Origin of the sequence: Imperialibacter sp. (assembly GCF_048007035.1) — a bacterium.
In the GTDB taxonomy this organism is placed as follows: domain Bacteria; phylum Bacteroidota; class Bacteroidia; order Cytophagales; family Cyclobacteriaceae; genus Imperialibacter.
In genome coordinates this window covers 2921440-2947782 of the sequence record NZ_CP180355.1, presented here as the reverse complement: position 1 = coordinate 2947782, position 26343 = coordinate 2921440, and the positions used below count along the sequence as shown (strand labels likewise).

Sequence of the window (26343 nt, the reverse complement as noted above, 5' to 3'; positions counted from 1 at the left end):
CGTAAGCCTAAAAACCTTTAGAAATGGTGATGCAATTCGCTAAGAGAATGTATTTCGAGTGTAACTGGTTCCGTATGCGGATGTTTTTCGGGGTTGAAATAAAAGTGATCTATGCCATGCCCTCTGGCTCCCCCAATATCTGTGACAAGGTTGTCGCCTACCATGGCCGACGTGGACGGAGTGGCACCGGTGAGCTGCATGGCGTATTCGAAGATTTGCGGCGAGGGTTTGCGGGCTCCTGCTCTTTGAGAGGTGATTACTTCAGAGAAGAATTTCTCCAGGCCTGAGCTTTTGATCTTCACCGACTGGATATCGTCAAAACCATTGGTAATGATGTGAATCGGGTATTTTTCAACCAGGTAAGTAAGCAACTCTATGGCGCCGGGCATCACTGCCGTTTTGGTGGGGCACAGTTTCACATAGTCCTCACCAAACTGAAAAGCGAGGTCCATATCTGCGAAACCCAGCTCCCTGAACACTGTTCTGAACCGCTCCTCCCTGAGGTGTTCCTTGTCAATTTTTTTCAGGTCGTACAGATACCAGAACTGTGTATTTACCCTGAAAAACTTGTCGACAAGTTGCTCGGCCGAGAACTTACCGAAATTTTTGAGAGCGTACACGGAATAAAGCTCCACAAGGGACTCTCTGGCATTTTGATCGTAATCCCACAGGGTGTGATCGAGGTCGAAAAAAAGGTGTTGGTATTTTTTGCCCATACATTTATCTAAGCCCGGTTAACTGGCGTTTTTCCATTTTGTTTTTTACCAGTTCTCTGTTCGAATAAAGTATCCGAAAGGTTTCAAGGTCTTTTTGGAGGCTGGCGTCCTTCTGCAAAAATTGAAATATTTGGCTAACAATGTCCGACACCTCCTCCTTGATAGAATAGAAAACGTACTGGTCTATTTTTCTAACGTTCACCAATCCGGCATTTCTCAGGTAGGTCAAATGCCTAGAGGTTTTGGTTTGGGTAAAATCCAGAGACAATTCAATATCGGTAATGCAAAGTTCCTTTTGATTAAAGAGGAGAAAAAGAATGCGCACTCTGGCCTCCTCCGAGAAGGATTTGAATATTTGGTTTCCGTATTGCAGACTAAAGTTTTTGAGTCTCATGGGAACAATATTGAAAGTATATGGCTTATCCGTGTAACACAAAACCTGTGCAATTGATCTAATAATTTGTAGCTTAGGGCCCAATTGCAACTATTAACCCTTAATTAGTATCCTCTTAATTCATAAGTAAAGAAAGGCTTGTCAAAGTTCATCTCTAAATATTTTCTGCCTTTTATGTGCTTCCTATTTATGCTGGTGGCACATCAGGAAAGCTGGGCCCAGGGCGGAAGCAGGGTCATCCAGTTTTCCGGGGTAATATTGGGTGAGGACAGCGTTTCTGGCGTGCCTGGCGTGCACGTATACGTGCCAAAGGCTGGAAGAGGCACTACATCCAATGTTTACGGTTATTTCTCGATGCCTGCCCTGGTTGGCGACAGTGTGGTGATCAGTGCCATAGGCTTTGAAAAGCAGCACTTCATCGTTCCCGGCAACAAAGGTGAGAACTTTACAGCGATCATTGAGCTCGTTACCGACACCACTTATTTGCCACCCATAGAAATTTTACCTTACCCTACCGAAGAGCTCTTCAAGCAGGCTGTGCTTGCCCTCAAGCTGCCCGATGCCGAAGACTATCGTAAGATGGAGGAGGTGCTCAGGGCGGATATTTTGATGCGGATGATGCAAGGGGCACCTATGGACGCTTCGGAAAATTACAGGTATTATTCCAATCAACAGTTTCTGGCAATGACGGATAAGTTTCAGCCAAGAAGTAATCCGCTGTTAAATCCTTTCGCCTGGGCTCAGTTCATCAAATCTTTGAAAAAGGACAGGAAGTAATCAGGTTTTTTACCAGGTTTTGCTCACCTCACTCCAGTAAAGCTGCACCCAACTTTCCATCCCTTCTGCTAATTGTATTCTGTCTTCTAAAAACACTACCACTCCCAGCGAAGACAACCTTATCAGGTCGTATTTAAGGGCTATAGAAAGTGTGTTCATACTCTCAGCGTTTCTTGAGATATACTTGTTTGTAATTAAAGCATTGAATGCTTCGTGGGTGGCATTTTGGAACAATAGGTCAGTTTGCATGGGCATTGCTATTTGTTTGACGTTACAAAAATGCGATGATGCCCATCGGCAAAGTATGATTTCTGTCAGGTATTAAGCTGATGTATTGTGGGGATTGTTAAGGCTTTGAATGGTACATCCTATCCAAATCATTGCCCAAAGCATGCAGGCTAATAACAGTGAGATAAATACAAATGCCGGGGAAAACAGCCAACCACCAGGCCTGCAGGTTTTCGAGGTAGCCATGGATAATGCTTCCCCAACTGACGGTTTCGGGAGAAACACCTACACCAATAAATGAAAGAGTGGCCTCGGCGATCAGCAAACCCGATATGGTAAAACATACCTGTGTGGCTACCGACCCGATGGCGTTTGGCAGGGCATGCCGAAAAAAGACTTTCTGCTCTGACAGACCAATTATTCTAGCCGATTCAATATATGTCATCTCTCTAACCTTCAGCATTTCAGCACGTACCATCCTCGCCATCACGTCCCAGCTGGTAACAGCAAACAGCACAATTAGAGTGAACATATTGATGGGGATGATCATAGCAAAGGCCACAATCAAATACAAGCGGGGAATAACCGATATCACCTCAATAAACCGCTGAGTGGTGGTGTCAAGGGGAAAAGTAATACGACTCCGCAAAAGGTCAAATCTTCTAAGCAGCAACCAGCATATGGCAACAAATGCTATTAGGGCCAGAAGGATGGAGATTCCCGCAAACACATGACCAGTTGAAGAAACGGTCGGCCAAAGCACTGCGATAGAATACACGAAAACGACGAGCAGGAACAGTGCTGCCAGGTGGGTTCTCAAAGTAAACCGCAGACGATCATTTCCGAAAAAGGCAGCAACACTTCCAAAGCCAACACCTATACTTCCACCGATCAACGCCGCACCGATGCTGACCAGGATTGACCTTTGAGAGCCCGCCAAAATAGACAGCCATACATCTCTGCCGAGTGTGTCCGTCCCCAGCCAATGGCCCGCTCCCGGGGGCAGGCTTCTCATGTCAAGCCTGAGCTCAGGCTTCAATCCATCAAAGAACCACGTCAGCACAACAACCACCAGGATCGCTCCCAGCATCGCCAATGGCCACCATCTGAATGTCGGTTTGTTGCTCATTGGTTGGAAAGCCTTATTCTGGGATCAAACCAATAGTACAAGACATCGGTAATTAAGTAGGATAGCATCCTGACCATAGTCAACAGCAGAATAATTCCGGTGACAACGGGATAATCCTGCGCACCAACCGACTGTGTGAGCAGCATGCCAACGCCCTGAATAGAAAACAGCACCTCTACCACCAATGCGCCACTTACCACTGCCAGCAAATACTCCCCGAATAGCGTAATGGCAGGCAATAAACTATACCTGAGTCTATATCTCTTTTTGATGACATGCTCGCTAAGACCTCTTGCCCTGGCCATAAACACAAATGGCAGGTCGGCAGACTTTTGAAAAGCATTGTCGATGTGCTTGGTGATATAAGGCAATGTGCTTATCCAAAGAATGGCCACCGGGAGCACGTAAGGCCAAAAACTCCTGGACAAAAAGGAAAGGCCGTTGAGCGAACTGGCCGAAATATGTGAAGGAAACCAGGAGAATACCGATCCGCTGGCAAAAAGAATCATCGCCAAAAGAGCCCAACCAAAAAGCGGAACCAGGTCAAAGAAATAGATAACCTGGTCGGCCAATGCTTTTGCCCTGGCCCCTAGTTGCGATAAGCCAATCACCAGCCAGTAGGCAGAAAGAAAAATCAGAATAATAGCAGGCACCGTGAACACAATGGTGTTGGAAAGCGCTCGGCCGATGACATCAAGCACCCTTTCCCGATTTTTCCAGCTCACCCCCAAGTCGCCACGTAAAAGCTGAGAAAACCACAAGTGAAACTGATTGCCTGAATCGTTCCAGTAAACTGCTGGCAGGTAGGCTCTCCACTGCTGAGACGAAGCTTCCAATTCGTTTACTAGCGAAAGTATTTCAGATGACGCAGCACTATCATTGCCCGAAACTGAACTTCGCACTCTTTCCCATGTCAATTCATCGTCTTCGACAACCCATGCGGCAAAGCTTTGGGCTTGCAGCGCAGATACAAGCTGCAACGCCTTGTCTGACTGGCCTGTTAACAAACAGATCTTTTTTACCCATTCCTTTTGCACATCAGGCATGCCCGGGGGCAGGGCTGCTGGTAACGCAGCGGACTGTAACGACAGGTAAAACACCGGAAGATCAAGACCAAGCTCTTTCCTTATCCTTATTTTCTCCTGTAGGATTCGTTGTGCGTTATAGCTGCCTCCTTCCAATGCCAGGAGATCAATCCGCTCCTCCCACACCGACTGCGACGGCAAAAGCCTGAAAACAAAAAGCCCAATCAGTCCAAGGAGTAGTGCGGGGAATGCAGAAAGTAACCGTACAGCCAGGTATCGAAGCATAAGTTTCAAAAATAACAAACTGACAATAAGAACCGCTAACCGGGTGAAGCTTTAGGGAAGGGAGATGGTTTTTGAGTCAAAGTGCTGCCAACAAATAGCACTAAACACATAGTAATTTAGAAAAATACCTAAAAACAGGTATCAATCAGGGATGCGCTATGCTTAACATTGTAATGTGTAATTGAAATGGGCTCAACATCAACCTTGACTCGTAGATTTTACACATAAGCTCACAGGTTAGAAGTGAAAAAGGACTGCTCTCAATGAGCAGTCTTTTTTTTGTACACCCTAATCCATCTCACTCATATCGGCAACCATATTTGTAATAGCCCACAATTACTATTAATTTTCAGGGGATTCTAACGAGCATCAACGACGTCGACTTATGAAAGCTATTGTAAAAACAGGGCTGTTATTTTTCATTGTAGCACTTATTGCAGGCTGTGGTGGCAGGTATCCCAAGCACAACTGGGGTAGTAAGTATGAGTACTTGGAAAAATACGAATCTGACGAAGGCCATCATATCACGTATACACACGATTTGATTCTAAGAAAACCCCGCAGACCAGATGAAGAGCATCATTACTCTGTGATCTTAAAAGGCCAGCAGGAAGATGAGGACAGCGACACAAACTATTGGGTAGAACAGTATCTCGGGCGTGCGGTAGAAACCGACAGCACTTTAAACATCATCTTTTCATCGATGCAAACGGACGTCGATCATGGACACGACAGGTTCAACTTCACCTCCGGCGACACGCTCATCCGCATTCACCGTGACGGAGACGTATACCACACAGAGTGGGTGAAGTATACGCCAGTGGCAAGCCACAACCACGAGGATGATTGGGTAAGAATGAACTAAATATTGACCGCCATTAGTGATTTGAGGAATTTGGCGCATTTATGACCATCCACTTTGTCCTCAGCCATCCGGCTGTTTCTGAAAATATCGGGTTCGCTTGCAGGGCGATCAATACCATGGGGTTTGGCAGTCTCAGGCTGGTCAACCCAACTGACTATCTTTCCCGGCAAGCCAAAAAAACAGCTTATGGCTCACATGATATCCTGGAAAATGCTGTAGTCTATTCGTCGCTTGCAGATGCACTGAGCGATATTGACTTTAGTATAGCCACCACAGCCAAGAAAAGGCTTGGGAGACATGACTATCATTCGCCCGGGAAAGTCAGCAACCTTCTGCAAGAAAAAGGCACAACGATCAACAACGTTGCAATTGTCTTTGGCAGCGAGCGAGATGGGCTGGCAAAAGAGGAAATCAATCTTTGCGACATCATTAGCACTATTCCGCTGGCAGCCCCTCATCCCTCCCTCAATTTGGCTCAAAGTGTCCTCATTTATGCCTGGGAGCTTTCGAAAATCTCCGTTAGTGGCAAAGTGAACCCACCAAAAGAGGCCGTGGAGGAAGGTGTTCAAAGAGCCCTGAAAGAAAAAGCCCTGAAAGTCCTTAAGGATCTTGACGTGCCCCGCCAGCCCAGTCTTTATAACCGACTAAAAGACCGACTGATGACTGCTGATGCCGAGGATACGAAGCTGATGCTGGCGCTGGCTCGATTTATTGAGCATAGACTCAAATCCCGATAAGGATCGACCTATGTTGTAGTTGCTTTGAGCAGAATGGCAACGGCATAGTAGAGCCTACTGGCGGCGTTTGCCCACCTTCATAGACCATGACGTATGAGCTAAAGTTTCTGGAAAAGGATAAGACGATCTATTTCCTGCCTGATTTTGTTAGTTAATTCACTAACAACCGGTACTAAGTTTGAAAAATTCACATTTTGATGGTGAATATTTAGGACGCATAAATTGGCATGTCAATTGATAAGAACTATCTTTGACATCCGAATTTCGATATGGAAAAGATACTTTTTGCACTTACGTCTTTTTTGATTTGTTTCATACTTACTCCGGCGGTTATCTATTTTTTCGTAAGGAACAGGATTACCGATACGCCAGGAGGAAGGAAAATACACAAAGCAAGTACTCCTTCTATGGGTGGAATACCGATCATGATTGGTGTCCTTTTTGCTGTTTTGCTTTGGTTTACCCTTGGGGAGCTAAACCAAAGCCGTAGTATTCTATTTGCTGTTATTATCATGTTTATTGTAGGCCTTCGGGACGACTTGGTTAACCTTTCGGCTTTTCACAAGTTAGTAGGTCAGATGGCTGCAGCACTGCTTGTTGTCGTCTATGGCGGGGTTCAACTCACTTCGCTGTACGGACTTTTTGGCGTATATGAGTTGCCAGTATATGTAGGAATCCCAGTCTCTTTGTTTACAGTTATAGTTTTAACCAACGCCTTTAACCTTATCGATGGTGTTGATGGGTTGGCGGGTATGTGTAGCCTTTTGGCATTGACCTTCTTTGGAACATGGTTTGAACTAAACGATCAGCACTTGTATGCAGCCATCGCTGCTACGTTCGCTGGTGGGGTAGTTGGCTTCTTGATGTTTAACTGGTCGCCTGCGAAGATTTTTATGGGAGATACAGGAGCTTTGGCGATTGGCTTGCTACTGGCATCGTTCGCCGTTTTATTTATCGAAAGCAATTACTCACTTAATGCAAGCTCTCCAATAAAGTTTAGTGGTTCGGTGGCCACAGGAGTGGCGGTAATGATTTTGCCTATTTTTGACACTGCCCGTATTTTTGTGAAAAGGGTGAGAAAAGGAAAGTCTCCGCTTTCGCCTGATAAGAGTCACGTGCACCATTTCATAATGCGGATGGGGTTTGAACATCGTCATATCACACTTATATTAACTTCTATTAACTTGATGTTCGTAGCGATTGCTATCGTTGGAAAGAGCTATTCAGACTCAATAATGCTTCCAATTGTAATTGGCACGGCTATTTTTCTCGGCCTTTCGTTGGACTATCTTGTTTTACGATCTGTGAAAAATAAAGTCAGAAAAAGTCCTAAATTACTAGTCAATAAAAAATTCCCTGGAGCCAAAGTACCTACTAATCACCCTATTGTAGAAAAAACCCTTATTGAGACCGAAAACATTTTGCAGAATTAATTTTACTCTGTAACGCATTTTAAAATGCCTAAAAGGTTTTACAAACTATTTCCAGCACTTTTCATATTTGGAGAGCTCGTTATAATATCTATTCCGTTCCTGCTTTCCTATTACATTATTAATAACAGCCTTGACCTAGCGCCAGTATACCGTTGGGCTTTTGGGTTTTACCTGGGCATATGGCTTTCAGTTTCTGTTGTTGCTGAAGACTTTAAAATTGGCCGATCAACCAACTATTATGTGACGCTGAAGCGGGCTTTTTTTACACTCTTCATTTCTCTCTCGCTGATATCGTTCTTCTGGGTTTTATTTGAAGCGTACGAGCTGAGCCGTGAATTTCTAGTGCTTATTTTCGTTCAGCTGTTTGTTGCGGTCGGCTTCTATAGAGTACTAGTTCATATTGCGCTTAATAAATATCGGAAGTTTGGGGGTAACGTTAGAAGTGCCATTATTATTGGCTTCGACCAGCAGGGAGTGCGACTATATAATTTGTTTAAGAGGAAACCTGAGTATGGAATAAGGTGTGTCGGATTTTATGATGATACATATTCAGGACTCTCCCAACGGGATGGTATTCCCATTCTTGGTGGGATTGACGACTTTATCAGAAATGGTATTGATGACACGGAGTTTATTTATGTGAGTGAAAGCGTTAACAGATTTGCTCTCAGCCAAATTGTTAACGTTGCCGACGCACAACTGAAAAAGGTTAAGTTAATTCCACAGTTCAACACCGAACTTTTTAAGACTTACTCTCTTACCAGGTTTGATGATATCTCAATAGTTGATATTAACGACCTGCCCCTGGATGGCATCTTGAATCGTGTGGTAAAAAGGACTTTTGACATTGTCTTTTCGCTGTTTGTTGTTGTTTTTGTGCTAAGCTGGCTCTATCCGATACTCGGCCTGCTAATTAAACTAGAGTCCTCGGGCCCGGTCTTTTTTAGGCAACTTCGTCATGGGAAGGGAAATTCACCATTTGTATGCTACAAGTTCAGGACGATGGTGATCAACAATGTGGCGGACACCAAATGGGCTTCGAGAAACGACCCAAGAATTACAAGAGTTGGCACTTTCCTCAGAAGAACAAGCCTCGACGAGCTCCCACAGTTTTTGAATGTTCTAATAGGTAATATGTCGATAGTTGGGCCCAGACCCCACCCAATTCCGCTGAATGAGTCTTATCAAAACAGGGTGCATAAATTCACTCAACGCCATGCTTCCAAACCTGGTATCACAGGCTTAGCACAGGCTATGGGCTATAGGGGTGAAATACAAAAGTTCCATCAAATGAGCTCACGGGTGAAACTGGACAGATTCTATCTTCAGAATTGGTCTTTTATTCTTGACCTGAAAATCATAGTTTTGACTGTTTATTCAATCGTATTCAATAGGGAAAATGCCTATTAGAATTGTCTTTAAAATGTTCTAGCAAGTGCATAAAGAATCAAAAGTGTTTATTGCCGGCCATAGGGGAATGGTCGGCTCTGCTATTTTAAGGGGTTTACAGAAGCGGGGTTTCTCAAATTTTGTTTTGAAGACTTCGGCGGAATGTGATTTGCGCCGCCAAGCTGATGTGGAGAGCCTGTTCGAGGTGGAGAGACCAGATTATGTCTTTCTGGCCGCTGCCAAGGTCGGAGGAATTAATGCCAACAACACCTATCGGGCAGAATTTCTACACGACAATCTGATGATCCAGAATAATGTCATTCACTCGGCCTGGAAATATCAATCGACCAAATTGATGTTCCTTGGCTCTTCTTGCATTTACCCTAAACTTGCCCCACAGCCACTTAAGGAAGACTATTTGCTTACAGGGCTATTGGAAGAGACGAATGAACCCTATGCGATAGCTAAGATAGCTGGTATCAAAATGTGTGAGGCCTACAGAGACCAATACGGTTGTAACTTTGTATCAGTTATGCCCACCAACCTCTATGGCCCTAATGATAATTATGATTTGAAAAACTCCCACGTGTTGCCGGCGCTGATCAGGAAATTTCATGACGCAAAGGTGAGCGGCGCAAGTGAGGTGGAAGTTTGGGGCACTGGTACTCCCAAAAGGGAATTTCTTCATGTCGACGACATGGCTGAAGCGTGTATCTACCTGATGGAAAAATTCGATGCCAAGCCACATTCAAAGGATCCGTCATTTTTGAATATCGGTTGGGGAGAGGATATTAGCATAAAAGACCTGGGGCTGTTAATAAAAGATATTGTTGGCTTTCAGGGAACCTTGAAGTTCGACACATCAAAGCCCGATGGCACACCAAGAAAGCTCATGGACACATCCCGTCTCTCGGCGATGGGTTTCAAGCCAACTATTACTTTGGAACAAGGAATAGGAAGTGTTTACCGTGAGTTTGTGAAAACATATAGCTCGAGCGAAATACGGCTTTAAGTTTGGCTTAATCCGAATCCGATGGAAACAAGCTTTTTGATTACGGAGCGGGTTCCTTACTTTTGTTAAAATTTTCTTTCATGATCGAACGAATTGAAGAGTTAAAGGAAGAGGTGCAGAAATTTGTTGCTGAGAAGGAGGCTGATCTTGAATCGTTCAGGATGAAGTTTGTCAGCAGAAAGAGCGTTCTTACAGATTTGTTTGATGCTTTCAAGGATGTTCCGCCAGCCCAAAAGAAAGATTACGGAGTCGCTCTGAACCAACTAAAAGTGCTGGTACAGGATCGTTTCAAGGAGATGGTATCCGGCCTGGAAGAGAGTAAAGGGGCCACCACAGAAACAAAGGATTTAACACTTCCTGCCGCAACAGACCAAATAGGAGGCATTCACCCTTTGACCGCCCTCAGAGCAAGAATAATAGAGATTTTTGAAAGAATAGGGTTTTCGGTGGCCGACGGGCCTGAAATTGAGACTGACTGGTATAACTTCACTGCGCTTAACTTTCCCGAAAATCATCCTGCAAGGGAAATGCAGGATACATTTTTCATTGAGAAGAATCCCGACGTATTGCTGAGAACGCATACCTCTTCCGTACAAGTAAGGTTAATGGAGAGCGGCAAGCCACCTTTCAGGGCTATTATGCCGGGAAGGGTTTTTAGGAATGAGGCCATTACCGCACGGGCTCATTGCATTTTTCACCAGGTAGAGGGCCTGTATATAGATGAAGGAGTGAGCTTTGCGGACCTGAAGGACACCCTGTATCATTTCGCCAAGGAGATGTTCCATAAGGATGTCAAAATAAGGTTTCGACCCTCCTACTTCCCTTTCACGGAGCCTAGCGCAGAGATTGACATCTCCTGTCTTATTTGCAACGGAGAAGGTTGTAACATATGCAAGTATACAGGGTGGGTGGAGATAGCCGGCTCTGGAATGGTTGACCCAAATGTACTTGAGAACTGTGGTATTGACTCGGAGAAGTACACAGGCTTTGCTTTTGGAATGGGGATAGAGAGAATGGCCTTGTTGAAGTATCAGGTGAGAGACCTTCGCCTCTTTACCGAAAACGATGTTCGCTTCTTGAAACAATTTTCCTCCATTCTTTGAGCAGGCTGGCTAGTGTCTTTGGGGTTTTAGCAATGGCGTTGATTTTTGCTCAATGCAGTGAATCGAACACTGGCCCTAATATCCCTCCAAAAATTGTCAACATCGAAATAAACCTATCCAACCTTCAGTATCAGTCACTTCGGCAGGTTGGAGGCTTTGTGTACTTATCGGGCGGAAACAAAGGTCTGATTGTTTACCGGCAATCTCAATCAGAGTATAGGGTGTGGGATCGAATCTGTACCTACGGGCCGGACAAAGAATGTGAAATAGTGACGATGAATAGCTCTGGCTTTTACTTGGAAGACCTTTGCTGCAAATCGACCTTCGATCTTGACGGGTACCCTACCGCCGGCCCTGCAAAATATCCTTTGGTTGAATACAGGGCAGTGTCGGATGGCACATTCCTCTACATTTCTAACTAGCTCTAAAGGAGTCGGGTGATGATCTGCTCTTCGGTTATTCCCTCCGATTCTGCTTTGAAGTTACGCACTATCCTGTGTCTGAGGATAGGCTCCGCTACCGATTGAACATCTTCGATGTCCGGAGAATACTTGCCGTTCATAAGTGCATTGCATTTTGCGCCAAGCACAAGAAACTGAGATGCCCTTGGCCCTGCACCCCACTCCAGGTACTGCTTGGCAAGTTCATCTCCTCCGTCGTTCGGTCTGGTTTTATGAACAAGCTTAACGGCGTACTCAATCACGTTGTCTGCCACAGGAACTCTTCTCACCAACTGCTGATAGAACTTGATCTCATCCGCAGTCATCACCTGATCCACAGATTGCTCCCGCTCTGAAGTAGTATTCTTCACAATCTCAATTTCGGAGGCCAGGGTAGGATAGTCCAGGTTAATATTGAACATAAACCGGTCCAACTGAGCTTCTGGCAAAGGGTAGGTGCCTTCTTGTTCGATAGGGTTTTGCGTAGCCAAAACGAAGAAAGGCTTTTCAAGAGGGTGGTTCTTTCCACCTATTGTCACTGAGTACTCCTGCATCGCCTCTAGCAAAGCAGACTGCGTTTTTGGAGGGGTTCTGTTTATTTCGTCGGCAAGAATGATATTGGCGAAAATGGGTCCCAGGATGAACTTGAAATTTCGTTCCTTGTCGAGGGTTTCTGCCCCTAAAATATCAGAAGGCATCAAGTCAGGCGTAAACTGTATCCTGTTAAACTTCAAATGTAGCGCTGACGCCATTGTGTGAATGAGCAGGGTCTTGGCCAGCCCCGGCACACCTACCAAAAGGGAATGCCCCTGACAGAAAATAGACGAAATTAATAGCTTAACTACCTTGTCCTGACCAACTATTACTTTCGAAACTTCTTTTGTTAACTGTAGATATGACTGGTGAAAAGCATCAGCGGCCTCTTTGTCGTTTTTAAACTGAACCATTGTTTATCAGTAATTCTCTTTTAAAAGATTGCAGAAGTCGAATTCCGGATCAACGTCAATGTACACATCTCCCTGTGCTTTACGAAACCACTCAGATAGAATCTTATTTTTTTTGGCGCTAAGTGTTGCTTGATAAATCTTCTGGAAATCTTGTTCCAGATTTGCCTGGTGAGGTGGAACCTTGTCTTTATAGTAGATTAGTCTCAAAGCTTGTGTCCCGTCATCTAGCCTGTAGTCAATGGGTGCAGTGATGTTACCAACCTTCATCGTATCCAAAGTAAAGAAAAGCACGGGGTCTATTTCCTCAACGGAAACTCTCGGTGCTCCTGTGCCATCGAGCAAAAAGCCGCCATCGGAAGCTGTCGCCTTGTCATCGCTATATTCTTTAGCTGCCTTTTCAAACGTTATCGTTTTTGCTTCAATTTGCGTTTTCAGGCTGTCCAGGTAATCCCGGGAGGCCTTGATGTCAGCAGGGGATGGCACGGGAATCATCAAGATGTGTCGACTGTTGTAGGTGTTTCCTCTTCTTTCTACCAGTTGTATAATATGAAAGCCAAAGTCGGTTTCGACAGGCATCGAAATTTCTCCGGGCTGCATGCTGAGCGCAGTTGCTTCAAACTCAGGCGCTAAATCTCCTCGCCTGAAAAACCCGAGCTCGCCATTGTTTCTCCTCACGCTCGGGTCCATCGAATACTGCTGGGCAAGTGTAGCCATACTTTCGCCGGCCAGAATTTTATTTCTGATGGCAATTAATTGTGTGCGAATTTTTTCTTTTTCGACTTCACCAGGCTCTGGAATTTTTACGATTTGGCCAATAGTTACTTCGGTTGAAAAGAATGGCAGAGAGTCGGCAGGAATGGTTTTGAAGAACTTCTTCACTTCTGCAGGTGTCACTGTTAAATCTTTGGTGATGGTTCCCTGCATTTTTTCCACAACCATCTGTTCCTTTACGCTCTCACGAAGCTCGTCCTTGAACTGATCTATGGTTTTTCCGTAGAATTCCTCCAGCCGCTCCTCAGAGCCGACCTGATTGATGAAGAACTGTAGTCGGCGGTCCAGGTTACTTTCCACATCACCATCTTCCACCATCACGGAGTCGATTTCAGCTTTGGCAACAAGCATTTTATTGATAACCAACGTTTCCAGAGCATCACATCTGGTGATGCCTGTAATGTCATTCCTCGATAGCATTTCCAGGTAGGATTTTTCCATGTCCGACCTAAGGATGATATAGTTATCGACTTTAGCGATGATCTCATCCAACACCATTGTTTGTTGTCCCAATACTTTCAGGGACGCCACCATGATCAAAGCCAGTGAGAGTGCGAATATTCTAGTTCCTGTAAATTTCAAATTCATCGTTTTGTTGCGCCTCGTTTATGATCTCTTCTTCCAGTTTCTTAGCGAGCTCAATTTTACGCTTATTAAGAATAATATTAACTATGTCTTCCCTGATAAACTCCAACGGAGAAACCTGATCAGAGATTTTGTATTCAAGTAGTTTTATGAAGTAAATAAATTTGTCGTCCGACGATTCTACGAAAGAATTATCCCGCAAAAACTGAACTTTGTTGGGTATGGTGGCTAGCGGAGTGCTTTTCACCACCTCGTCAAAGTTGAGCCAGGCGTTGTCCTCAAGGGAGGAAGATATGGCAAACCTGAAGCAATAAGACTTGATTTCTTCCATGTCGGAGTCGGGGTAACTTCTTAACAGACCCCTGATTCGTGAAATTCGTGGGGCCTCCTTGGGAATTTTGACAAACAGGCACTTGATAATGTTCTGCTTTAGAAGAAAGTTCTCAAACTTATCGTCGTAATAGGTTTGTATTTCTTGCTCGGAAACCTCTTTGTTAAGACGCCTACCGATCTCATATTTTTCAAACTCATGTACCATGAGGGCATACTTATAGTCAAGCACCTTGCGTTCGATTTCTGCTTCGTTGAACTCTATTTTCGAAGACGCCTTGGCAATCATGAGTTGCTTTTTTATCCAACTATCAACGTACTTCTCAACCAGCTTGACACTGTCTTCGGGGGACAAATTTTCAGGCGCAATGCCAGTGAGGTCAGCTTTATAGAGGTACGTGTCGAACACTCGTGCTACGGGAATTTCCTGAACATTGGCTTCTTCTCCTGATTTTAGCTTTATAAACTCGCAGCTATGCAGCAGAGAAACGACGAGTACGAGAGGAATGTATTTACTTTTCATTAAGTTGTTTTACTACATTTTTCCAAGCCCTGGCGTTCACTTTTACGCTATACTTGGCCTTCAGCTCATTTAGCCACGTGGTTTCCAGAAATTCCTGATAGTCTGAAACCACTTTGCCTTTTACCTCTCCGAGCTCTTTTCGGGCAGGTTGCTGTATATTTTTTATATACAGAATTTTGGAGAAGGCACCGTCGTTGACGAAATGAATCCCCGCCTTCCAGTATTCTTTGGGAACGAGGTTATTATATTTTTCAAGCAGAGTACTTGAAACCTTCAAAGATAGCGTATCCAGGCCATTGAAATATTTTTCTAACACACTTTTTGATTGGGTAAGTAATTCAATTTGAGATGAGTTGATCTCATCTTTGATAAAACGAACCCTTGAGACCTCGTCCGGAAATGCTGTTTTTATTTCTTGAATGGATTTTTCATTTGCATAAATAGATAGTCCCAGGGAGTCAATCGAATTGAATACCTCTGCAAGGCCCGCCTTGGCTGCTCCCCATTCTGATGAGGTGCCAACTGTGTATTTTCCTAAAAGGAACAAGGTGTCGATGGAAGAGCTCATCAGGCTTTTCAGCACTTTATTTTCGCCTTCAATGCTCAACACGTCTGCCCGTTCATTCCATGTATAATCATCCCGGCGCTCTGAGAAAAAGCTATTCAAACCCACAGTATCCGTGTTCGCCATCTGCCACACCTTTTCGTTCATTACCTCAAACAGCAGAGTGCCATCAAAATACTCATTGTACAAAAACCTGTAAGCGGAGTTAGTCGCATAGAGTTGCTGTAGCTCGATGCCTTCCAGTTTCTCCAGCAAGAAGCTGTTCCAAAGCTCGTCAGCATACTTTTCAGCTGTTAGGTTGCTGCTTTTATTTTGGTTTATCTCCACATACCGGAAGAAATCTTCGGTTGTTAGCTGGGTATCGGCAGCACTAACCAGCACTTTTTTCAATTCTGAGCCTTTGGAGTCGTAAGACCAATTGCCTTCAATGACCCTGCCGTCGATCAATGAAAAGGCAGCCCTTTTTGGTTCAAGAAAAATCTTCACATTTAGTCGGCTGATCAAACTATCAATAGTTTGATCATTTCTACTGGAGGAGCGGTCATCGCCCGAAATGCGTGATTCAATCATTGTCCTTACCTCTTCCAAAGGCGGCACGGGCTTCTTCTCTACCAGTTTGATGATGTGCCACCCATTTTGCGCCTTAAGAGGATGGGAGATGTCGCCGGGCTTATCCAAACCACTCGCTGCAGTATAAAATGAGGCTGGCAGTTGCCTGAATGTTAACCAGGGCAGCTCCCCGCCTTTGTTTTTATTAGAGCCTTCATCACTATATTGCGCCACCAGGCTGTTCCAGTCTTCGCCTTTGTCAAGTTTTGCCTTTACCTCTGCAGCTCTGGTGTACGCCAATGTTGAATCGGCATTCATTTTGAAAAAGATATGTGCCAGCTTAATAGAGCCCAGGGCTTTTCGCCTTGCATGGACATAAACAATGTGATACCCAAACGACGTTTTGAAGGGGTCAGATACTTTACCGGCGGCAGTTTTGAAGGCTGCATTTTCGAATGGGTACACCATTTGGAAGGCACCGAAATAGCCCAGATAGCCATTGTTTTGTGCGGCCGACGGATCCTGCGAATACTGTTTGGCTAAAGTGGCAAATGATTCACCGTTGCCTACCCTTTTTTTGATGTCAAGAAGAAGGTTGTAGGCTTTGAGGGTATCTTCAGGTGAGGCATTCGCTGGAATTTCTATAAGGATATGGGAAGCCTCCACCTCCTCCAGGGTGCGGCTGTAAGCTTCTCTGACCAGCTCATCGTTAATAAGGTTTTCGGTCAGGTAAGGTTTTGCCAATTGTTTTTTGTAACCAGCCATTTCCTCCACGAAAGCTGGCTTTTTATCATAACCAAGTGCTTTTGCCTCTTTTACCTTAAGCCGAAAGTTCACATAGAGTTTGAAGTAGTCGTCAAGCTCTTGCTCTGTAAAAGAGCCAGAAGTTGCCTGCCGGTTTTTGTTGAAGGCATAGAGGAATTCTTCCGTAGAAAAAGCTTCATCCCCAATCGTAAAAAGGGGATCTTCTTTTTGGGAGAAGGCGGGGTTTGATAGGCCAAACGAAAAAATGAAAAGGACGAAGAGGGCTCCCTGGGGCTTCATTATTCAGCTAGAAGTATTTGTTATTGCTTTTTAAAATCCTTGGTGAGCCGGCAAACATTATAGCCATTGGACTGATAGAATTCGATTTTATCCATGATTCTGTTTACAAGCATAAGCCCAATGCCTCCCTTTTTCTTGGTTCTGATAATATCTGACAAAGAAGGTTCTTTGTACTGAGCCATGTTGAACGCTTCACCGTGGTCTTTTATTTCGAAAACTGTTGTTTTGTCTGCTTTGAATTCAACCGAGATTTCAATGGATTCGTTGGCATCGCACCCATGCGAGTGAATGATAAGGTTAGCGCACACCTCATCCACAGCAAGCACAACCTTGTGACTTTCCACATCGGAAAGGCCATGCTGCCTCAGCAAATCGTCAATAAATTGACGGATCTCCTGAAGTTTATCAGTACTGCACGATGCCTTATAATTATATAACATTTAATAAACCCTTAGCGGACTTTTCATCATCAACAATTTTTAAAAGCTGATCGAGACCTAAAATTTGAAAAACATGGAAAACCTTATCCTGTAAGCCGAAAATAACCATGTTAATCTCCTTTATTTCCAGCTCTTGTATGTAAGACATAAACACTCCCAGCCCTGCAGAAGAAATATAATTAAGCCCAGAGCAGTCGATCATTATTTTTTTATACCCATCAGATACTGCGTTCTGAATGGTGGTGTCGAGTTGAATAGATGAGCTCGCATCTACTTCGCCTCCAACACTAATGCACACATATTCTTTGTCTTCTGCTGTAGAGATTTCAATCATTTTTTAGTTTTTACGGATTCAACACTTTTAACGTTTTCATGCCCAGTGAACTTTACGATGAGCATGGTATAATCATCGTCCAACGACCGTTTTCCACAGAAATCGTATAAATCATCAATGATCCCGTCCTTTATTTTGTCGGGTGATAGGCTAGCATGCTTAAGTAGAGAGGTGCGGAGGCGATCGTACCCGAATTCCTCCTGGTTCTGGTTAGTGGCTTCCGTAATACCGTCGGTGTATAAGACGAACACATCCTCCGGCTTGTAGTAGAACTCATTAACCTGAACATAGTCTTCGAAGGAAGAGTTTCGCAATATTCCCAGCCCTAACCCCTTGTTTTTGAAGAAGCTGGTCTCCCTTGTACGGCCATCGAGGTATAAGGTTGGGCAGTGGCCTGCTCTGGTGAACCTTACTACTTTACTTTTTGTGTCGATAATGAAGTAGGAAGCCGTAATGAATGAGGTTTTCTCAAGGCACCGGCTTAAGGCGCTATTGGCCTGCACCATAAATTCTTTTGGCTCCAGATCCAGCTGCGCAAGGCTGTGGAAAATTCCCTTCATCTGGCTCATATGGAAGGCCGCTGAGGTGCCTTTGCCAGAAACGTCGGCGATGATAAGGGCTACTTTATTGTCGTTGATGCGGAAAGTGTCGTAGTAATCGCCCCCCACTTCGTCGGCAGCCATAGAAAATGCCGTGATGTTGTAGTCGTGGTTTTTGTCAAGCGTTTGTGGCAAAAGACTTTTTTGAACCCGTGAGGCAATTTTCAGCTCTTCCTTGTACCGTTCGTTTTCCAGCGCTTCCGTAAGTAGGCGGAAATTCTCAATCGAAATGCTCGCCTGGTTCACGTAAGTGTTGATGATGTCGATCATTTCCTTGTTGAAGGAGTCGTCGACCTCTTTCAGCAAGGCAAGTGTGCCGATTTGTTCATTTTTGACAATAATGGGGTACACCAGAATCGACTTGAACGGCACTTTTTTAAGCGTAGCCGTCAGTTTTTGGCTGGTCGGGTTTCTTTCCAGCTCAGAGTTTAAAATTCGCTTAAGAGTACTGTTTTGAGCAGCTTCCTTTATTTTGTCGATCAAGTCGGGGTTCAAATTCCTCACAAGCAGCTCCTGCTTACCGGCTTTTGTGTCCGTGATCTCCAGCCAGGCAGCGTCTGCAAACACGGCACTTACAGCGCTATCAAGTAGTATTTCGAAGACTTGCTCCTCTTTTTGTCCGGTTGGGATGGTTTGGCTTAGCCGCTGGAAATTGATGACCTCTTCCAGCTTGCTCTCAAAAACGGACGAAGTGGGAAGGTTAAACAGGATAACAAGGACAGAAAAAACGGAGTAAATGAAGATGAAGGCGAAGACTGCCAGCACGAACACATTGTTGAGGAGGTCGGTGATCAGCACGGACTCATTGGAATAACCAACCAGGCTCATGAAGAAGTACCACAGATAAATGATGACCAGCAGTAGAAACAAGATGCTTTTCCACTTTTGCTTAAAATTGAGATAGGCGACCCATTTTAAGTTGACAGACAAGATCAGCCCAATGCCAACGAGCAAGAGAATTACTGTGTTAAAAGGGACGTCGAACAACTTGTAGCCGGAAAACTCAAAGCCAAGGCTCAGAAAAAGGAAATATTCGAAGAACTGCCAGGTGCGCAGAAGCTTCTTGGATTTTTGATAGAGGATTAGCCTTTTCCAAACGATGAAGGTGGAAATCAAAAACGATAGGATGAGCCCCAGGTTGACCAGGTAAAAGAAGTTGATCAACAAAATGTTTTTGGTGAGCATGGAGCCTCCAAAAACGTAGAAAAAGAACTTGATCGACAGTGAAACGATGGTAGTAAGAAGGCCCGTTACAAATACACGCCACAACAAATCGATAAAATTGATGCTCTCTGCTTTACCAATGCTGTAGCGATAATAAACCCCAACAGACAAGATAAAAAGGATGAGAAAAGCGTGGGGTAAGAACTGCGGTATGCCCAGAGAGGCGTTGTTCTTCTGATCGAAAAGGATCGACAGGTTGGTCAATAGCAGCAGCGTCCAGAATATAATTCCGAAGGCTATGCTAAGTCTGACGATGCTTTTGTTCGACAACATCCAATAGTGTTACACCTGTTTGACAGGGCAATTTAAATAAATCACTAATTACTGTAAAAATATAAAAGCTGCCCAAAGACAGCTTTTATTATACCATGTTGATAACTGTTATCTCGACGAATAATTGGGAGCCTCTCTGGTAACGGCGATGTCGTGCGGGTGACTTTCACGAACGCCAGCGGCTGTAATTTTAACAAATTGGGCTTTCTGAAGATCTTCGATGCCAGCAGCTCCGCAATAACCCATCCCGGCTTTCAGTCCGCCCACGAGTTGGTACAGCACTTCCGATACCAAGCCTTTGAATGGAACCCGGCCTACAATACCTTCCGGCACCAGCTTTTTCACGTCGTCCTCAGCGTCCTGGAAGTAGCGATCCTTGGACCCACTTTCCATGGCTTCTACTGAGCCCATGCCTCTGTATGTCTTGAATTTTCTTCCTTCGTAAATAATGATCTCCCCGGGAGCTTCTTCTGTTCCAGCCAGTAGCGATCCAATCATGATGCTGCTGGCACCGCCTGCAATGGCTTTCACCAGGTCGCCGGAGAAGCGGACACCACCATCGGCTATAACCGGCACGCCGCTGCCTTTGATGGCCTCTGCGGACTCTACTACTGCTGACAGCTGAGGTACGCCCACGCCAGCTATGATTCTGGTGGTGCAGATACTACCAGGGCCAACGCCTACTTTTACAGCGTCGGCACCTGCATCAACAAGCGCTTTGGCCGCTTCGCCAGTAGCAATGTTTCCAACAATCATGTCGAGGTCGGGATAGGCCTTCTTCACCCTTTTGGCGGTGTCAATAACGCCTTTGGAATGACCGTGTGCGGTGTCAATACTGATCACGTCTACGCCAGCCTTTATCAGCAAATCGACCCGTTCCAAAATGTCCTCGGTAACGCCTACCGCAGCGCCCACTCTAAGCCTGCCAAACTCATCCTTACATGCATAGGGGCGATCCTTTTTCTTTAAAATGTCTTTATAAGTAATTAAGCCACTCAGCCTGCCTGATTTGTCAACGATGGGAAGTTTCTCAATTTTAAACTCCTGCAAAATGTCCTCCGCTTGCGCCAGGTCGATGCCTACATCTGCCGTAATCAGCTTACCGGTGGTCATCACGTCCTTCACAGGTACATTCATTTTTTTCTGGAAACGCAAATCCCGGTTGGTAATGATGCCTACCAGCTTTCTGTCGCCATCAATGACAGGGATGCCACCAATCTTGAATTCACGCATAATGGTGACGGCATCGCCTACGGTCGAGTTGACATCAAGTGTGATGGGATCGAGGATCATGCCACTTTGAGAGCGCTTCACTTTGCGCACCTGCTCTGCCTGGGCTTCTATCGACATGTTTTTGTGAATGAAACCAAGACCACCTTCCAGAGCCATAGCAATGGCAAGAGAATATTCGGTGACCGTGTCCATAGCCGCAGACACCAGAGGCACATTAAGTCTGATATTTCTGGTAAGTTGCGTCGAAGTATCAGTCTGGCGTGGAAGTACTTCAGAATACGCTGGGAGCAATAGTACGTCGTCGTAAGTGAGCGCTTCGTACTTGAACTTGGAGTTGTTGAGGGCCATTTGCAAATAATAATTTACGTGATATTATTTGCGGGGCAAAATTAAAGATATTAAAGATTATTCGGAACGGTTAGTTCGAAATTAATTTTAACGAAAGAATATTTGGGCATGGAGTGGTTTCTGGAAGGATTGAAAAGTGGTGTGCAACAAATGACCTGGCTGGAAGCAATAGCCGTATTCTTTGGGCTTTTGAGCGTCTGGTATTCCATGCGGAGAGACATTTTGGTTTTCCCTACCGGAATAGTAAGCACTATCATTTTTGTCTATATCTGCTTTCCGGCCAAGCTTTATGCCGACATGGCCATCAATGTTTATTACACTGCTATGAGCGTGTATGGATGGATTCTCTGGAGTAAAAAGATTCCTGGCGAAGAGGCTCTTCCTGTAAGCTATAATAGCCGAACAGAAAATGTAATTACGGCCTTTTTCCTGATTGGGTCATTTGCTTTCTGGTATTACATTCTTACCCAACATACCGATAGTGACGTGCCCTTGTGGGACTCTTTGACCACGGCCATTTTCATTGTGGGCATGTGGCTCATGGCAAAAAAGAAGGTGGAAAACTGGGTGGCATGGATTGTCGGTGACCTGATTTCCGTACCGCTTTACTTCTACAAAGGGCTATTACTGGCTAGCTTTCAGTTTTTCATTTTTACAATAATTGCCGTGATAGGACTTGTTGCATGGATAAATGATGTGAAGCAGCAAAAGAAGGAGGTCGTATGACCAAAAGGATTGGTATTATAGGCCCCGAATCAACTGGCAAGTCAACTTTGAGCCAGCAGCTGGCAGCCCATTTTGATACACACTGGGTGCCCGAGTTTGCCAGGCAATACCTTATCGACATTAATCGACCTTACGAGGAAGGTGATTTGTTGACCATTGCAAAAGGTCAAAAAAAGAAAGAGGAACAGTTACTTCGAGGAGCTAACAATTTTTTGTTTTGCGACACCACACTTATCGTCGTAAAGGTGTGGAGTGAACACGGCTATGGCCGATGCGATCCCTGGATTGCAAAGCAGGTTGATCAAATGAAATATGATTATTTTTTCCTTACCGATATCGACATGCCCTGGGTGGAGGATCCACTGAGGGAACATCCACACATGCGGGATTATTTTTTTGGCATTTATAAAGGCTATCTCGAAAAGGGAGGCTTTCCCTACACGTTAGTCAGTGGTAATGAGGAAGAAAGGCTCCAATTGGCGATTGCGAAAGTCACCTCATTGACTGTTTGAAGTAGACTTCATTTCACAGCTGTCGGCTTCATCGATTTGATTCCTATCTAAATTCTTCCTTACCTTAGCAGCGTAATTTTACCAGGGGTGCCCTATCTGCCAGTAGGCGGAATAAGTTCGGGCTGAGATTATACCCTTTGAACCTGATCCGGGTAATGCCGGCGCAAGGGAAAGGAGGTGAAACGTTAAGGTGGCAGAAACCCCTTGATGCCACTGATGTTTAACCGCAAAATTTAAAGTACATGTTTAACAAAAAAATGTTAGGCGTCAGCTTATGGCTGGCACTGACGGGTGTGTTCGCAGGAGCGAATGCCGATGCCCAGTCGCTTTCAGGCAAAGTGACTGACGCAGAAACGAATGAGGCCCTGCCGGGGGCTAATGTGGTCATTGTGGGAAGTGGAAAAGGAGTTTCCACCAACAATTTGGGTAACTACTACCTGACAGGACTGCCTACAGGGCAGGTGACTATCAAAGTGTCATTTGTAGGGTATGAAACGGTTGAGAAAGCAATTTCACTTGGTGCAGATGAAGTCATGAACTTTAGTCTTTCCAAAGACCTGCTGCTCGATGAGGGCATCATTGTGTCCTCAACACGGGCCAATGAGAAAACGCCGATGACATTTTCCACTATTTCCAACAAGGAAATAAAGGCACAAAACCTTGGCCAGGACATGCCGATGTTGGTCAACTGGTCGCCATCGGTGGTGACAACTTCCGATGCAGGTGCTGGAGTTGGTTACACCGGCATCCGGATCAGAGGAAGCGATGCTACCCGGATCAATGTGACCATTAACGGTGTTCCGCTCAATGATTCAGAGTCGCATGGCACTTTCTGGGTCAATACGCCTGACCTTGCCTCGTCTACCAACAATATTCAGATCCAGCGGGGTGTGGGTGCTTCGACCAATGGAGCGGGTGCGTTTGGTGCCACTATTAATCTCCAAACCTCTATGCCATCTACCCAAGGCTTTGGTGAAATCAACAACTCTTTTGGCTCTTACGGAACAAGAAAACACAACATTGTGTACAACACCGGTCTCATCAAGGACCATTGGTCGTTTGAAGGCAGGCTGTCAAAAATTGCTTCTGACGGTTATATCGACAGGGCGTCGTCAGATTTACAATCTTATTTCCTTTCCGGAGGCTATTACGGCAAGAAAACCATTGTGAAGGCGCTTGTATTTGGAGGCAAAGAAGTTACCTACCAGTCGTGGTGGGGTACACCTGAAGCGAGACTTAACAAAGACGAGGAGGGTATGCAGGAGGTGATCGCCAACAACGGGTATTCGCAGGCTCAGGCGGACAATTTGCTCAACTCAGGCCGCACTTTCAACTACTATCAGTACGACAACGAGGTTGATAACTACCAGCAAGACCACTACCAGCTTCACCTGACGCATCAGCTAAGCCAAGAGTGGTCGGTTAACGGTGCATTGCATTACACTTATGGACGTGGCTACTATGAGCAGTACCGGGAGGGCGACGACTTTTCTGACTATGGGCTCGTCCCGATCGTAACAGAAAACACCACCATTGAGACCACAGATTTGATTCGCCGCCGCTGGCTCGACAATGATTTCTACGGCTTTACCTATAGCATCAACTACAGTGGCGAAAAATGGCAGACGACGCTGGGTGGCGGCCTCAATGTATATGATGGGGATCACTTTGGCGAGATCATTTGGGCCAGGTATGCGAGCAATTCCGAAATCAGAGACAGGTATTATGAAAGCAATGGGCTGAAGAAAGACTTCAATAGCTACCTGAAAGCCAACTATCAACTTACCGACAGGCTTAATGCCTACGGTGATCTGCAAATCCGTACGATTGGTTACACTACTGAAGGGGTTGACAGCGACCAGGCCGCTATTGATGTGGACGAGAATTTTTTCTTTTTTAACCCAAAGGCAGGTGTTACTTATGCGCTTGAAGGGACTTCCCAGCTTTACGCCTCCTACAGTGTGGCGCACAGAGAGCCCATTCGAAGCGACTTCATTGATGCTCCGGCTGGAAAAGTGCCAGCACCTGAAATGCTGGGCAACTGGGAAGCTGGTTACAAAACGGCCGGTAAGCGCTACTCGGCTGGTGCCAACCTTTATCTGATGGACTACAAAGATCAGTTGGTATTGACTGGCGAGGTTAACGACGTCGGCTCGTCAGTCCGTACTAATGTAGCCGACAGCTACCGGGCTGGGCTCGAACTACAGGGCTCCGTACAGCTAACCAACCAGCTAACCTGGAACGCCAACCTGACTTTGAGCAGAAACAAAATCAAAGAGTTCACTGAAGTGCTTTACGACTACGGCACCAACTTTGACGAATACAACGAGATCAGAAATGTCTACAAAAACACTGACATCTCTTTCTCTCCCAATGTCGTTGCGGGGTCTCAGCTTTTCTATCGCCCGATTCCCGCCTTTGAAGCAGGGCTGCTTACCAAGTATGTTGGCCGTCAATACATGGACAACACGCAGATGGAATCCCGCTCTATCGATCCCTACTTTGTGAATGACCTTCGTTTCACTTACGAGTGAAGCCGGCATGGGTAGAAAGAATAGGCCTCAGCTTGTTGGTGAACAACGTATTCAGCACGCTGTACTCCTCTAATGGATATACCTTCGGATACTTCGGGGGCGCTTATGAGGTGCGAGAAAACTACTATTATCCTCAGGCAACGAGGAACTTTCTGGCAGCTTTATCTGTGAGGTTTTAATGGAATTCATTCCGTTTGCTGAAGCCAAAAAACTTGATCACCATCAGGTGATTGGAGTAGACTGCTTCCTTCCTGGCAGGCTCAATTTGAGCCACTGGAGGGGAGCAGGCCCTCCTGCTGAACTGACCGAGGACACCAGTGCTGCCATTGCCATCAACGCTTTGGTGAAGGGCGTTGTGCCAGAGGCGGCCAGGTTTGTCACCAATAACCACTTCGACGTAGACGGGTTTATTGGCATTTGGTCGCTGCTGAATCCGGAACTGGCGCTAAAGCACCAGCATTTGCTGAAGGCAATGGCTTTGCTGGGCGATTTCAGGGAGCTCCCGGAAGACGCAGCGCTCGCTGACCAGGCGCTGAAACTTGTGGCGTGGCTGAATAGTGTAGAAAAGAAAAAGTTTTATGCCCCTTTCGGAAAAGCCTATCTGGAAGAAGAGGCCTGCGTAGAAAAGTACGCCTACTTTTTATCAGCTTTTGAAAAGGTTTTAAATGACCATGAGGTGTTTCGCAAAGATTGGGAAGAGGAATATCAGCTGGCCAACCAACACCTATCGCTGTTGGCCAGCCGGGGCAGTGTGGAGTTCTATGAAGACATACGGCTTCTTGTGGTTCATGCTCCAGAGCCTCTTCATTATTATGCTCTTTTCGGGCAGTCGGCGCAGGCAGATATGGTACTCACCATTTACCCGGAAAACCAGTACGAGTTAGAGTATAAATACACCACATGGGTAGACGCCTATGGCCGAAACCCTCACCCGAGAATTAACTTTCAGCTGCTTATAGATAAGCTAAATGGGCTGGAAATTTCCGGCGAAAAGTGGACAGGTGCCGACGTAACAGACACTGGGCCTATTCTTCGCCTAGGCCCTTCTATTAAAGACAAGGAAATACGTTTTGATCACCCTTTTAACAGGCAGTTCTATTCATCATCCATTGCTCCGGAGTTGCTGGAAAACACTATCATTTCTTTTTACCGCCAGGCTTACCGGTCAACAGAGCCAAAGGAAATATGGACCTGGGCGGAGATTCGCCAAGTGAACGACAACTTTATGAAAACGTGGAGGAAATAATCATCTTCGTGTTTTTGTAAATCACTG

Annotated in this window: 25 protein-coding genes and 1 riboswitch; of the genes, 12 read left to right on the top strand and 13 right to left on the bottom strand. The window is 45.3% G+C overall.

Features of this window, described 5'->3' with window-relative positions; translation table 11 throughout:
* Nucleotides 1-17: 17 nt before the first annotated feature.
* Nucleotides 18-716: a YjjG family noncanonical pyrimidine nucleotidase gene (locus tag ACMVP2_RS12680; protein WP_416867955.1), complete on the bottom strand. Its 699-nt coding sequence runs from the start codon at nt 714-716 to the stop codon at nt 18-20.
* A 4-nt stretch (nt 717-720) separates the two neighbouring features.
* On the bottom strand, nt 721-1110 hold the full coding sequence (locus tag ACMVP2_RS12675; protein WP_151997764.1) for an ArsR/SmtB family transcription factor: 390 nt from the start codon (nt 1108-1110) through the stop codon (nt 721-723).
* Between the two features lie 174 nt (nt 1111-1284).
* On the opposite strand from ACMVP2_RS12675, the gene ACMVP2_RS12670 reads away from it, so the two are divergent.
* Nucleotides 1285-1887 carry a carboxypeptidase-like regulatory domain-containing protein gene (locus tag ACMVP2_RS12670; protein ID WP_151997763.1) on the top strand — a complete coding sequence of 201 codons (603 nt, stop codon included), beginning with the start codon at nt 1285-1287 and terminating at the stop codon, nt 1885-1887.
* A gap of 9 nt (nt 1888-1896) precedes the next feature.
* Here ACMVP2_RS12670 and ACMVP2_RS12665 read toward each other — a convergent pair whose 3' ends face one another.
* The 3 genes from ACMVP2_RS12665 to ACMVP2_RS12655 all read right to left on the bottom strand — a co-directional run bounded on the left by ACMVP2_RS12665 (nt 1897) and on the right by ACMVP2_RS12655 (nt 4554).
* Nucleotides 1897-2136, bottom strand: coding sequence for a hypothetical protein (locus ACMVP2_RS12665; protein ID WP_416867954.1), 240 nt, complete (start codon nt 2134-2136; stop codon nt 1897-1899).
* Between the two features lie 97 nt (nt 2137-2233).
* Nucleotides 2234-3244: an ABC transporter permease gene (locus ACMVP2_RS12660; protein ID WP_416867953.1), complete on the bottom strand. Its 1011-nt coding sequence runs from the start codon at nt 3242-3244 to the stop codon at nt 2234-2236.
* Nucleotides 3241-4554 carry an ABC transporter permease gene (locus ACMVP2_RS12655; RefSeq protein WP_416867952.1) on the bottom strand — a complete coding sequence of 438 codons (1314 nt, stop codon included), beginning with the start codon at nt 4552-4554 and terminating at the stop codon, nt 3241-3243. The genes ACMVP2_RS12660 and ACMVP2_RS12655 overlap by 4 nt, the downstream gene beginning before the upstream one ends.
* Nucleotides 4555-4939: 385 nt before the next feature.
* Here ACMVP2_RS12655 and ACMVP2_RS12650 point away from each other — a divergent pair, with 385 nt between their 5' ends.
* The 7 genes from ACMVP2_RS12650 to ACMVP2_RS12620 all read left to right on the top strand — a co-directional run bounded on the left by ACMVP2_RS12650 (nt 4940) and on the right by ACMVP2_RS12620 (nt 11515).
* Nucleotides 4940-5419, top strand: a complete 480-nt coding sequence (locus ACMVP2_RS12650; RefSeq protein WP_339785152.1) for a hypothetical protein — start codon at nt 4940-4942, stop codon at nt 5417-5419.
* Nucleotides 5420-5460: 41 nt separating this feature from the next.
* A complete protein-coding gene (locus tag ACMVP2_RS12645; RefSeq protein ID WP_339785155.1) occupies nt 5461-6156 on the top strand; it encodes a tRNA/rRNA methyltransferase in 696 nt (231 codons plus the stop codon).
* Between the two features lie 407 nt (nt 6157-6563).
* On the top strand, nt 6564-7589 hold the full coding sequence (locus ACMVP2_RS12640) for an MraY family glycosyltransferase (RefSeq protein WP_416867951.1): 1026 nt from the start codon (nt 6564-6566) through the stop codon (nt 7587-7589).
* Between the two features lie 24 nt (nt 7590-7613).
* Nucleotides 7614-8999, top strand: a complete 1386-nt coding sequence (locus tag ACMVP2_RS12635; protein ID WP_416867950.1) for an exopolysaccharide biosynthesis polyprenyl glycosylphosphotransferase — start codon at nt 7614-7616, stop codon at nt 8997-8999.
* A gap of 25 nt (nt 9000-9024) precedes the next feature.
* Nucleotides 9025-9990: a GDP-L-fucose synthase family protein gene (locus ACMVP2_RS12630; protein WP_416867949.1), complete on the top strand. Its 966-nt coding sequence runs from the start codon at nt 9025-9027 to the stop codon at nt 9988-9990.
* Nucleotides 9991-10070: 80 nt separating this feature from the next.
* Complete coding sequence (gene pheS / locus ACMVP2_RS12625; protein WP_416867948.1) at nt 10071-11093, top strand: phenylalanine--tRNA ligase subunit alpha; 1023 nt, start codon at nt 10071-10073, stop codon at nt 11091-11093.
* Between the two features lie 32 nt (nt 11094-11125).
* Entirely contained in the window at nt 11126-11515 is a 390-nt protein-coding gene (locus tag ACMVP2_RS12620) for a hypothetical protein (protein ID WP_416867947.1), read from the top strand.
* 2 nt (nt 11516-11517) lie between these two features.
* Here ACMVP2_RS12620 and ACMVP2_RS12615 read toward each other — a convergent pair whose 3' ends face one another.
* From ACMVP2_RS12615 to guaB, 8 genes are all read right to left on the bottom strand, one after another.
* Nucleotides 11518-12480, bottom strand: coding sequence for a MoxR family ATPase (locus ACMVP2_RS12615; protein ID WP_339785167.1), 963 nt, complete (start codon nt 12478-12480; stop codon nt 11518-11520).
* Nucleotides 12481-12486: 6 nt separating this feature from the next.
* Nucleotides 12487-13839, bottom strand: a complete 1353-nt coding sequence (locus ACMVP2_RS12610) for a peptidylprolyl isomerase (protein WP_416867946.1) — start codon at nt 13837-13839, stop codon at nt 12487-12489.
* The gene (locus ACMVP2_RS12605; protein WP_416867945.1) at nt 13814-14689 is read right to left on the bottom strand and encodes a peptidyl-prolyl cis-trans isomerase; all 876 of its coding nucleotides are present in this window, start codon (nt 14687-14689) and stop codon (nt 13814-13816) included. The genes ACMVP2_RS12610 and ACMVP2_RS12605 overlap by 26 nt, the downstream gene beginning before the upstream one ends.
* Nucleotides 14679-16847 (bottom strand): peptidylprolyl isomerase, encoded by a 2169-nt coding sequence (locus ACMVP2_RS12600; RefSeq protein ID WP_416867944.1) that lies wholly within the window; start codon nt 16845-16847, stop codon nt 14679-14681. The genes ACMVP2_RS12605 and ACMVP2_RS12600 overlap by 11 nt, the downstream gene beginning before the upstream one ends.
* Nucleotides 16848-16867: 20 nt before the next feature.
* A complete protein-coding gene (locus tag ACMVP2_RS12595) occupies nt 16868-17287 on the bottom strand; it encodes an ATP-binding protein (protein WP_317489195.1) in 420 nt (139 codons plus the stop codon).
* The gene (locus ACMVP2_RS12590) at nt 17277-17621 is read right to left on the bottom strand and encodes an STAS domain-containing protein (protein WP_317489196.1); all 345 of its coding nucleotides are present in this window, start codon (nt 17619-17621) and stop codon (nt 17277-17279) included. Before ACMVP2_RS12590 ends, ACMVP2_RS12595 begins: the two co-directional genes overlap by 11 nt.
* A complete protein-coding gene (locus ACMVP2_RS12585) occupies nt 17618-19717 on the bottom strand; it encodes a GAF domain-containing SpoIIE family protein phosphatase (protein WP_416867943.1) in 2100 nt (699 codons plus the stop codon). Before ACMVP2_RS12585 ends, ACMVP2_RS12590 begins: the two co-directional genes overlap by 4 nt.
* Nucleotides 19718-19825: 108 nt before the next feature.
* Nucleotides 19826-21298, bottom strand: coding sequence for an IMP dehydrogenase (gene guaB, locus ACMVP2_RS12580; protein WP_416867942.1), 1473 nt, complete (start codon nt 21296-21298; stop codon nt 19826-19828).
* Between the two features lie 108 nt (nt 21299-21406).
* Here guaB and pnuC point away from each other — a divergent pair, with 108 nt between their 5' ends.
* The 4 genes from pnuC (at nt 21407) to ACMVP2_RS12560 (ending at nt 26316) form a co-directional block, all read left to right on the top strand.
* Complete coding sequence (gene pnuC, locus ACMVP2_RS12575; protein ID WP_416867941.1) at nt 21407-22024, top strand: nicotinamide riboside transporter PnuC; 618 nt, start codon at nt 21407-21409, stop codon at nt 22022-22024.
* Nucleotides 22021-22536: an AAA family ATPase gene (locus ACMVP2_RS12570; RefSeq protein WP_416867940.1), complete on the top strand. Its 516-nt coding sequence runs from the start codon at nt 22021-22023 to the stop codon at nt 22534-22536. Before pnuC ends, ACMVP2_RS12570 begins: the two co-directional genes overlap by 4 nt.
* Nucleotides 22537-22609: 73 nt before the next feature.
* Nucleotides 22610-22725, top strand: a riboswitch (TPP riboswitch).
* A gap of 53 nt (nt 22726-22778) precedes the next feature.
* Nucleotides 22779-25070 carry a TonB-dependent receptor gene (locus ACMVP2_RS12565; protein WP_416867939.1) on the top strand — a complete coding sequence of 764 codons (2292 nt, stop codon included), beginning with the start codon at nt 22779-22781 and terminating at the stop codon, nt 25068-25070.
* 178 nt (nt 25071-25248) lie between these two features.
* On the top strand, nt 25249-26316 hold the full coding sequence (locus ACMVP2_RS12560; RefSeq protein WP_416867938.1) for a DUF6687 family protein: 1068 nt from the start codon (nt 25249-25251) through the stop codon (nt 26314-26316).
* Nucleotides 26317-26343 lie beyond the last annotated feature (27 nt).